At 67.6% G+C, this 10358-nt stretch carries 4 protein-coding genes; 2 read left to right on the forward strand and 2 right to left on the reverse strand.

Translation table 11 applies throughout. The features are described from left to right. Positions 1-89: 89 nt before the first annotated feature. Positions 90-1808, reverse strand: a complete 1719-nt coding sequence (locus tag AAF604_24280; GenBank protein MEM7052801.1) for a VWA domain-containing protein — start codon at positions 1806-1808, stop codon at positions 90-92. A 136-nt stretch (positions 1809-1944) separates the two neighbouring features. Here AAF604_24280 and AAF604_24285 point away from each other — a divergent pair, with 136 nt between their 5' ends. Next, positions 1945-5109 (forward strand): VWA domain-containing protein, encoded by a 3165-nt coding sequence (locus tag AAF604_24285; protein ID MEM7052802.1) that lies wholly within the window; start codon positions 1945-1947, stop codon positions 5107-5109. 143 nt (positions 5110-5252) lie between these two features. Then, entirely contained in the window at positions 5253-8360 is a 3108-nt protein-coding gene (locus tag AAF604_24290; protein MEM7052803.1) for a VWA domain-containing protein, read from the forward strand. A gap of 4 nt (positions 8361-8364) precedes the next feature. Here AAF604_24290 and AAF604_24295 read toward each other — a convergent pair whose 3' ends face one another. After that, on the reverse strand, positions 8365-9807 hold the full coding sequence (locus AAF604_24295; GenBank protein MEM7052804.1) for a pectate lyase precursor: 1443 nt from the start codon (positions 9805-9807) through the stop codon (positions 8365-8367). Positions 9808-10358: the final 551 nt, after the last annotated feature.

The raw sequence follows: 10358 nt of genomic DNA on the forward strand, positions 1-10358 counted from the left end.
GGCGCCTCTCGCCCCCCTGGCCGGGCGCCCCTGAGACAAACAGCTAGCAGCGTTGGAAAAGTCGCGAAGCGGACTTTTTCAGCAGCCTGCTAGAGCTGAACCGGCTGCAGGCCGGTGGCGAAGCGGTCGCTGATCTCGTCGAGTAGGGTGAGGGTGAAGGTGTAGTTGCCGCGCTTGAGATCCTTGACCCGCAGGCCGAACCGTGCCGGTGAATCCTCCGGGGCCGAAGCCACGCGGTCGGCCGGCAGACGGACGTCCTGTCGTTCACGGTAGAGATTCACCAACTCGCCATCCTCGTCGTAAACCGCCAGGTAGAGGTAGACCCGGCCGATCATTTCGTCCCCTTGCGGGATCAGGGTGACGTCCTCGAGGGGAACGACGCCGGCGACGGTGAGGGTGACCCGCTTGGCGGTCACCGACTCCGGCGGCATGATCTCGACGGCGATCGGGAAGTCACCGCGATCCTTCGGGTAGGTGAGCGGGGTGGTGAGCTCGTTGACCAGCCGGTCCTCCCGGCTGATGTGCAGGTAGCCCTCGCGGTTGGTGACCCTCAGGCCCTTGCGCTTCGTCTTGACCTGGATCTTGTGGTACTTGCGATCCGGTGCGCGGTCGGTCTGGAAGCCGAGCACGTAGGAGTTGGCGGTCAACTCGTCGATGTTGTCGAAGGAGTTGTAGAACTTGGTCGACGAGAAGAACTTTCCGCCGGTGCCAGCGGCCATGATCTTGGGGGCCGACTCGGCGTCGATCTCCGGCGGCAGCTCGTCGAAGCCGCCGTTGAAGGAGAGCTGCGGCGTGCGCTCGACGTCGAGGTAGGGAGCTCGGGCGGAGAGACCCGAGAAAGTCGACACCGGGTAGATGGCGAAGCCCGCGGCGTTGGCGGTCTTGACGATCGCTTCGTAGCGCTGCTGCACCTCGGCGTGGATGGCGCTGGTCACCGGGTCGTTCTTCTTCGAGGTGCCGCCGCCGGGAATGCCCTTGCCGAGGAGCTGGGCCGGGCCGGGCAGGGCCTCGAGGCCGCCGGAGATCAGCACCAGGGACTTGCGGCCGGGCAGGCCCGAGTAGGCCCGCATGGTCTGCACCAGGGCATGGGTGGTGTTGTCGAAGCGCTGAAGCGCCGTGAACATGCGGTCGCGGGTTTCGAACTCGAGGAAGGTCACCTGGTTCGGTCCGGTGCCGTCGGTCGCGTTGCCGGTCAGGCCGGCGAAGCCGGGAGCGCGGCTGCGCACGATGGGATCTTCGCTGAGCACCGCGTCGCCGGGCTTCTCGCGCCGGATCGGTATCGGCAGGTCGCGCACGTTGGCGAGGGCGGCGAGCACCGTGGTCTTGTTGCTGGTGAAGGGCTGCAGGTGCTGAATGCGGTCGTTGTGAGCGATCACCGCCCATTCGTAGGTGCCGTCGAACTGCTCCAGGATGAAGCGCTCGAGACCTTCGATGGCCTTGTCGCGGGTGCGCTTTTCGAGGGAGTTGGTGTCGAACAGGATCGCCATCCGCCGGCGCTTCTGGGGATCCGCGAAGGTCGTTCCTTCGCTCTCGACGTTCTTGCGGATCTGGCCGTCGTTGAAGGCGTAGAAGTTGGTGATCTCCTGCTTTTCGCCGTCCTCGAAGAGCACGAAGTCTTCGGCCGTCAAGCCGGAGACGGGGTTACCGCGTCGATCCGTCACGACGACGTCGACGTTGACGACTTCGACCTGGATCTCGTCGACAATGGGGTCGACTTCGCTTCCCTTCTGGGCGCTCGCCGGGAGCACGCCGAGGAGGACGACGAGAAGGATCGGCCAGAGAAAGTGAGGGCGGGGGCGAGGAGTCATGGCAAGCTCCCTTCTAGGAAGAAAAGACAGGAGGGATGGGGCTGAAAACCTGCACCGCCACATTATACGTCATGGCGCAAGCCCCCTCGGGGTTATACTGGAGCCGAAATACAGCCCTGACCTGGGAGAGTTTTGGATGAAGCTCGTTCGTAAGTGCGCCATCTCCCTCGCCGCCCTTGGGATGGCGGTTTCCACCCTCCAATCGCAGGAGCCCCGGACCTTCTCGGGCACCGCCCAGGTGACCGCCGTCGATCTCATGATCGAGGTCCGCGGGCCGAATGGTGAGGTGCCGACGGATCTTTCGCCGGACGACTTCGAGGTCGTCGAGGACGGCGAAGTTCGCACCGTCGTGGCGGTGGAGGCCTTCGATGGCTCCCTGGCGGCCGTGGGCCCGCGGACGGGAACCGGCGGACGCGGTCCCGAACGCCGTTCGGAGAGCGCGGCCGAGCCGGCCTGGACCTGGCGCATCGTGGTCTACATCGACCAGGTGATGTCGAGCTCGCGCTCGATTCGCCGCACCTGTGAGGCGCTGGCGTCTCAGGCCGGGCGTCTGGTGGAGCTCGGCACGGTCGAAGTGGTGATCGCGAATCCTGGGCCGGAGGTCGTGCTGCCGCCGACCCGCAGTGGCCAGTTGGTGGAGCAGACCCTGACCCGTTTGGCGCGCGAGACGCCGGGTCGCGATGCCCTGCGTCAGATCCGCCGTCAGTTCCTCAGCACCATGCAGCTCAAAGGGGAGTTCGACGGCACCGGCGTACCGGTGACCGGATCCGATCCCTTCGCTGGCGGCGGCACCGGGGGAGCTTCCGGAGTGCGCGGCAACGGGCGGGGTCAGGGCAACGTGATTCGTGATGGCTCGTTCCTCTCCCGTCGCACCTTGATTCGCGCTGCCGTGCCCGAGGAGCTCGGCCTGCTGCGCGGCCAGCACGACGCCATGATGGCGTGGCTGAGCGGCTATGCCGCCGCCGGCGCGCGTGCCCTGGTGATGGTCAACGATGGCTATGACCTTGATCCGCGAGACTTCTATCTCGCCGGCACGGCGCCCGGCTCGAGCTTCTTCTCGGAGGTCAACGCCGATCTCCAGAATGTCTCGATCGCTCCTGACACGGAGGAGCTGGGGCAGCAGCTCTCGGCTTCCGGTTGGGTCACCTTGGGGGTGGTCCTCGGCGGCCTCGAGGGGGCTTCCACCATGGGCGCCGACATCTCCGGACGCGGCCGCTTGGGCGACCTCATCGCCGGCCGTCAGGACACTTTGACGGATCTGCCCACCTCGCTGGTAGTGAGTCCGCTGGCGCCGATCGATCGGCTGGCGCGGCAGACCGGAGGCGAGCTGCTCACCGGCATCAACAAGCTTCCGGGGTCCCTCGACCGCCTGCGCGAGCGAGTACGCCTGACGTATCAGGTGAGTCGTCTGCCGGACGGTGAGCTGCACGCCGTCGAAGTACGCTCGAAGCGCCCGGACTGGAAGGTGCGGGCGCCGCGCTGGTCCGGTTCGCCGGCGCCGGAGGCGCTGGCGGCGGCCCGGGTGCGTGGCTTGCTCAAGGGCGAGGGTGAGCGCGGTGAGCTGCCCTTGACCGCCGCCGTCGCCCTCGAAGAGGAGCGCGATGAGGCCGGACGCCGGGCCGGGAGGCTACAGGCCCGGGTCGCCCTCGATCCTCTGAAAGAAGCTCTGGCGACTTCCTACGGCACGCCTCTGCGGGTCACCTTCGGGGTCTCCTTTCCGGACGAGCCGCCCTTCGTCCATCACGAGCAGGTGCCGGTGCAACAGCTCGCCGGCCTCGATGTCTGGACCTACGGCATGCGAGTGCGAGTCCCCGGAACTGCCGAGAAGGTCGCGGTGGTGGTCGAGGAGCTCGGCACCGGCGGTTGGGGTGGCGCCCTGGCGGCGATGGTGGTCGACGATGGCTCGGCGCCTAGCGAGGAAAGCGAGAACCTGATTCCGGACGACCTGCTGCCAGGTCGCAAGGCGGTGTTCCTGCTGCCGCCGCCGGGCGACGTGGTCACCGGCAAGGTGCGCTTCGAGGCGGCGGTCGGGGATGGGCGGGTGGCGCGAGTCGATTTCTTGGTCGACAGCAGTCTCGTCGGTCGGCGCGAGGCGCCGCCTTGGGAAGTCCGGGCGGATCTCGGCAAGCTGCCTGCCCTGCAGCAGCTCGAAGCGGTGGCCTTTGATGATCGCGGCCGCGAGGTCGGGCGGGACAGCCGGCAGGTCAATGCCGGAGTCGGTTCTTTCGGGGTCCGGATCATCGAGCCGCGGCCCGGTCGCCGACTGGGTTCGGTCAACGTCGAGGCCGAGGTGCGGTTGCCCACCGATGGTGAGCTCGATCGCCTCGAGCTGTTCTGGAACGGTGAGCGCACCGCCACTCTCTTCGATCCACCCTTCCGGCAGCGCCTCGAGATTCCCGCCGACTCACCCGTCGGCTATCTCACTGCGGTGGCCTTCGACCGTGCCGGTGAGCGCGTCGAGGACGTCGTCTTCTTGAACGGCGAGGGCACCTCCGAGCGCCTCGAAGTGCAGCTCGTCGAGCTCTTCACGGTGGTCACCAGTCCCGAGGGCCGGCCGGTGAGGGACGTGGAGTCGGACGAGCTCCGGGTGTTCGAGAACGGTCAGCGGCAGCAGCTCGAGGATTTCCGTCCGGGCACCGAGATGCCGCTGAAGCTGGGCCTCCTGCTCGATACCTCGGCGAGCATGACGCCGGCTCTGCGGGCGGTGCAAACGGCCGCCATCGACTTTCTGCTGGTGGCCTTGCAGGAGGAAGACCAGGCCTTTCTCGTCGACTTCAAAGAGACGCCTCGCCTCGCCCAGTCCCTGACCGGTGATCGCCGGGCGCTGGTGCAGGCGATCGCCAAGCTGCGCGCCGGCGGAACCTCGGCCCTCTGCGATGCCCTGATCTACTCCCTGGTGCAGATGCAGGACATCGCCGGCCGTCGCGCTCTGGTGGTGCTGAGCGACGGCGTCGGCCGCAACGAGCGGGTGAGCTTCAATACCTGCCTGCGCTTTGTCCAGCGCAACGGCCTGCCGGTCTACGCCATCCTCCTGGCCGGGGACGACCCCACCGCCGAGGACGGCGGAATTTCGAAGCAGCGGCTGGAGCGGCTGGTCGGAACTGTTGGCGGCAGGGTTTTCGCGGTCGCGGATCCGACCGATCTCGGCGGCGTCTACCGTTCCCTGGTCGAGGAGCTCCGCAGCCAGGTGCTCTTGACCTACACGCCGCCCTTCATCGATTCGGAGGACTGGCGGATCGTCAACGTCGAGGTCGATCGCCCCGGCCACCGTGCCCGAACCCGGAGCGGCTACTACCCGTGACGCTGGGCACACCAGCGAGTTGTCTTCGCAGGCTGCCTGCGTTCGTGCTGTGATCAGTTTTCCGCCACGGCAGGACTCGGGCTGAGGCCCGCAGTATTTGTCTTTGGCCCATGACGCCGGGGAAACCCCCGAAGGAGAACCTCATGAGATTCCTTCCCCGCAGCAGATTCACGATCCTCGCTGGGCTCTTGGCAGGCGCGACGCTGGTGCTCCCGACCGCTGGTCAGGAGCCACCGCGCGAGCGCTTTTCCGGTACAGCCCAGGTGACCGCCGTCGACCTGATCCTGTCGGTTCGGGATGCCTCCGGCAAGGTGCCCGACGATCTCACCCCGGCTGATTTCGAGGTCCTCGAAGACGGCCAGGTTCGCACCATCGTCGGCCTTGAGCCGTTTCGCCCGAGCCCCGGCGGCGAGGCTTCGGGCCGCAGCAAGGTGGCTCGCAAGGCGGTGACCGAAGAGCCAGCCTGGAGCTGGCAGACGGTGGTCTATTTCGACCAGACCCTGTCGAGCTCACGCTCCATCCGCCGCGCCGCCAGCAGCCTGGCGGCCCAAGCCGGACGGTTGACGGAGCTCGGCCCGGTGCAGGTCATCGTCGCCGGCAGCGAGCTGCAGGAAGTCCTCCGACCGACGCGTAGCGCTCGCCTGGTCGAGCAGAGCCTGCAGCGCATCTCGCGCGAGGTCTCGGGGCAGGATCAGCTGCGCCGTATTCGCAAGCAGTTCCTGCAGCTGGCGCAGATCAATGGCCTCAACTCGGTGACCATCGGGACCGTCGAAGCTCCGATGTTCGAAGAAGCCTTCCTGCTGCGCCGTCAACACGACCTGCTGCTGTCGTGGGTTTCGGAATCCCTCGCCGAGGGGCCGCGGGCGCTGGTCTTGGTGAACGACGGTTACGACCTCGATCCGCGGGAGTTCTACGCTTCGTCCATCTCCGAGAGTCAGCTCTCCGACACCGTCAACACCGGCAACTCCGTCGCTGCCCGCTTCAACGCCGACATGGCCTCGACGGCCGCGGCGCCGAAGCTGCGGGAGCTTTCCCAATTCCTCGCCGCCCGCGGTTGGGTCACCATGAACCTGGCCTTGGGGGCGACGGAGTCGGCGGGTTCCGTGTCGGCGGAGCTCTCCGGTCGTGGTCGCCTCGGCGATCTCGATCTCCGCGCGCAGACCGAGTCGACGGCGCCGATGGCGAGCGCCGTGGTTTATCGCCCCCTGGGTCCGCTGAATCAGATGGCGCAGGCGACCGGCGGCGAGACCCTGACCGGGGTCAAGGGCTTGCCACGGGCCCTCGAGCGGCTGACCGAGCGGGTGCGGCTGACCTATCAGGTCTCGCGACGACCGGACGGCAAGCTGCACCCGGTGGAGGTGCGGGCACTGCGGCCGGGCCTGAAGGTGAAGGCTCCCCGCTGGTCAGGCTCGCTCTCACCGCAGGCCGTCTCGGCGGCTCGGGCGCGACGGCTGCTGGCCGGAGGAGTGGCCGATGGCGGGATCGATCTCGAAGCTGCCCTCGCCCTGGGCGAGACGCCCGAGGAGGGCGGCAACGCCAAGGGGCGCCTCCAGGCGAGGGTCGACCTGACCTCTCTGGCAGGGGCCGAGATGTCCTCCGCCGCCGTCCGCATGACGATTGCGGCCTCTTTCTCCGAAGGGGTTCCCTTTGTCCATCACCAGGATCTGCCGGGACAGGATCTCGCCGGTCTGTCCTTCTGGACCTACAGCTCAGCGATCGGTTTGCCGCCGGAGGTCGAACGGGTCGCGGTGGTGTTCGAAGACCTGGCGAGCGGTGCTTGGGGGGGTGGCCTGGCGGCGCGGGTGAGCGAGCTGCTGCCACCGGCTCCGACGCCCAAGGGGCAACGAGGTGAGGTACCGGTGGCGGGAGCCGAAGGCATCGTGCCTCTCGACCTGCTGCCGTCCCGCAAGGTGATCACCTTGCTCGCGCCACCGGAGGAGGTGGTCCTCGGCAAGACCCGGCTCGAGGTGCTGGCCGCCGATCCGCTGATCGCTCGAGTCGAATACTGGCTCGATGGCGAACGTCGGGCGTCGCGCGATCAATCCCCCTTCGAGGCGCGGCTCGACTTCGGGAACTTGCCCCAGCCACGCCGCGTCGAGGCGGTGGCCTACGACGCCGGCGGTGAGGAGCTCGGGCGCGATCTCCTGCTGGTCAATCAAGGGGTGGGGGTCTTTCGGGTCGATCTCATCGAGCCTCTCGCCGGGCGTCGCATCGGTGGCGTCGACGTCGAGGCCGACGTCTCCTTGCCTTCCGACCAGGACCTCGACCGTCTGGAGCTGCGCTGGAACAACGACACCGTGGCGACCCTCTACGAGCCTCCCTTCCGGCAGCGCATCCTGGTGCCGGCGGATTCTCCCGTCGGCTACCTGCAGGCAGTGGCTTTTCTAGAGAACGGTGCCATGGCCGAGGATGTCGTGCTGCTCAATGGCGAGGGGCTGACGGAGGAGGTTAGCGTCGAGCTGGTGGAGCTCTTCACGGTGGTGGACGATCCCGAGTCGCGTCCCATTCGTGGTCTCGAAGCGGAGGCCTTCCGCGTCTTCGAGGATGAGCGTCGGCAAGAGATCGCCGATTTTCGGGAGGGGGTCGAGGTGCCCCTCAACCTGGCGCTGCTGGTCGATACCTCGGCGAGCATGTTCCCGGCGATGCGCGATGTTCAGGTGACGGCGATCGATTTCCTGAGTCTCGCCCTGCGTGCCCAGGACCGCGCCATGGTGGTCGAGTTCGACGAGAAGCCTCGCCTGGCGCAGGCCCTGACCGCCGATCGTCGTGCCCTGATGGCGGCCATCGCCGAGCTCGAGGCCGGCGGCCGGTCGGCGCTCTGCGACGCCATGGTGTTCTCTCTGCTGCAGATGCAGCAGGTCGCGGGCCGCCGGGCGCTGGTCATCCTGACGGACGGCGTCGGGCGCGACGAGCGGGTGGGCTTCGACGTCTGCCGACGGGTGGTGGAGCGCAGCGGAATCCCCATCTACACGGTATTGCTGGCCGGGGACGATCCGACCGCCCTGGCCGCCGGCGGGGTCGATCGCGAGAAGGTGGAGCGACTGGTGGCGCCGGTCGGTGGCCGGGTGTTGCTGGCGGAAGATCCGTCCCGGCTGGGCTGGGCCTATCGCACCATCCTCGATGATCTGCGCAGCCAGTACCTGCTGACCTACTACCCGCCGTCGCGCGAAGGGGACGACTGGCGGCGAGTGCGGGTCGAGGTCGAGTCGCCCGGCGCGATGGCGCGCACCCGCGCCGGCTACTACCCCTAGCGCCCTAAGGGGACCACTGAGTGGTGTCGCCGGACTCGAAACCGTCGCTGAAGATGCCGCCCGTCAAGGCGTCGGCCAGGCCGTTGATGTACTCCTCGATGGCGGTGTAGCCGGAGGGCATCACGGTGCGGTGGTCGCTGCCGTCGCCGGGATCGAGGCCGCGCTGCTGCTCCCAGGCATCGGCCATGCCGTCGTTGTCGTTGTCCTGCGGAGGAGTCGTCGGGGTCAGGCCGTCCAGCCAGTCGGCCGGGCGGCGATTGCCCCAGGCACCGTTGCGCGCTTCGACCTCGGAGACGGCCCAGCGGTTGACGATGTCGCGCGGTAGCGCCCCGACCTTGGGAAGCACCTTGGCCAGTGTGGCGTTGCTGGGATCGATGGTGATCGGCCGGTAGCCGTCTCCCTGGAAGTCGAAGGGGCCCGAGGCGTTGAACTGCCCTGCCGCAATTCCGCAGCAGTAGAAGGTGTATTGATCGTCGAAACCGGGGGTGGTGAAGGGGTTGTCGACCCGGCCCGTGAAGTCGCCCGGATCTTCGACCCAGTTGTCCCATACCCAGTAGCGAGTGGGAATGGTGGCGGTGCCGTTCTCGGGGTCGAACCAGAGCGGTGCGAGGGAAGCGCTCGGGCCATCGATGATGACGTTGCCGATGAGGTTGAAGTCGCCGTTGGCGACGTTGTGATGGACGAAGCCTTCGCGGCCGTTGTAGACGACGTTGTTGACCACGTCGGCGGGGCCGGTGGAGAGGGCCGGGGTGCGGTTGCGGGCGTGGGCGAAGAGGTTGTGGTGGATTGAGATGCGGCCACCCTGGGGGTCGCCGGCGTCGCAGCTGTCGCTGTCTTCGCAAGGCCGATGGTTGATCAATCCCTTGTGGTGGGTCCAGCCGTTGGCAGGGTCGTAGATCGGGTAGGTGATGGCGGACCACTGCAGGGTGATGTCGTGGGCCCCTCCCCACAGGTCGATGGTCTCGTCGGCGCCGTGGGAGGCGTCGATGTGGTCGAGGATGATGGTGTGGTTGGTGGAAAACTGGATGGCGTCGTGCTGGTTGGCGGGCCACTCGGCGTCGGGGTTGGGCGGGCGGACGCGCAGGTGGCGAATAATAAAGTTGCCGAAGCGGTCGCCGAAGGGCGTGTAGAGGTGGCCGTGGATGGTGATGCCGGCACCGGGAGCGGTTTGGCCGGCGATGGTGACGTCGCCATGGGGAATGCGGACGTCGCCCTCGATGACGCCGGAGACGGCGAACACGATGATGCGCGGTCCGGGCCGGTCGAGGGCCCACTGCAGGCTGCCGGCTCCGCTCGCCGCCAGGGTGGTGACTTTGTAGACGTTGCCTCCCCGGCCTCCGCTGGCCTTGGCGCCGAAGCCCTCGGCGCCGGGAAAGGCGGGCAGGCCCCAGGCCGCTGGGGCGAGGAGCGCGAGGGCGAGTCCTAAAAAGATGTGGCTTTGGCGCATCGGGTTCTCCTGGGGTGAGCCGGCTTGGTCTCGGGCTCGGGCAGTGATTCGAATTGATGACATTCTATTTGTTTGGGTCGTCTTCGCACGGCCCGAGGATGTCGGCCGGTCGTGGCTCGGTCTCTGGTCGAGGTGGCTTGGTCGCCCGCGTGGGAGGTTGTTCGGCCAGCGGGTCGGACCGGGCCGGGGGAGGCATAACTCGCTTCGCTCAGACAGATCCCTCCCCTTATTTCCGTCCCGGTCCTGGTTTCGGTGTTTGAAGTGGGTAGCCCGCGGGCTCAGGCCGCTCGGCGGAGAGCCCGAGCCCCGACCTCCGGCGGTGCCGTTGGAGAGTTCGTGAGCTGGGAGACTGGGCCGGCCGTGGCTCGGTCTCTCGTCGAAGCGGCTTGGTCGTCCGCGTGGGAGTTTGTTCGGCCTGCGGGTCGGCCCGGTCCGGGGGGAGGCATAACTCGCTTCGCTCAGACAGATGCCTCCCCTTTTCCGTCCCGGTCCTGGTTTCGGTTTTTGAGGTGTGTTGCCCGCGGGCTCAGGCCGCTCGCCGGAGAGCCCGA

This window comes from Acidobacteriota bacterium, assembly GCA_039028635.1.
Taxonomy (GTDB): domain Bacteria; phylum Acidobacteriota; class Thermoanaerobaculia; order Multivoradales; family JBCCEF01; genus JBCCEF01.

Bases quoted from the DNA above. Each gene is read 5' to 3' on its own strand.
- AAF604_24290 (MEM7052803.1), top strand. From the start codon at position 5,253: ATGAGATTCCTTCCCCGCAGCAGATTCACGATCCTCGCTGGGCTCTTG.
- AAF604_24295 (MEM7052804.1), bottom strand. From the start codon at position 9,807: ATGCGCCAAAGCCACATCTTTTTAGGACTCGCCCTCGCGCTCCTCGCC.
- AAF604_24285 (MEM7052802.1), top strand. From the start codon at position 1,945: ATGAAGCTCGTTCGTAAGTGCGCCATCTCCCTCGCCGCCCTTGGGATG.
- AAF604_24280 (MEM7052801.1), bottom strand. From the start codon at position 1,808: ATGACTCCTCGCCCCCGCCCTCACTTTCTCTGGCCGATCCTTCTCGTC.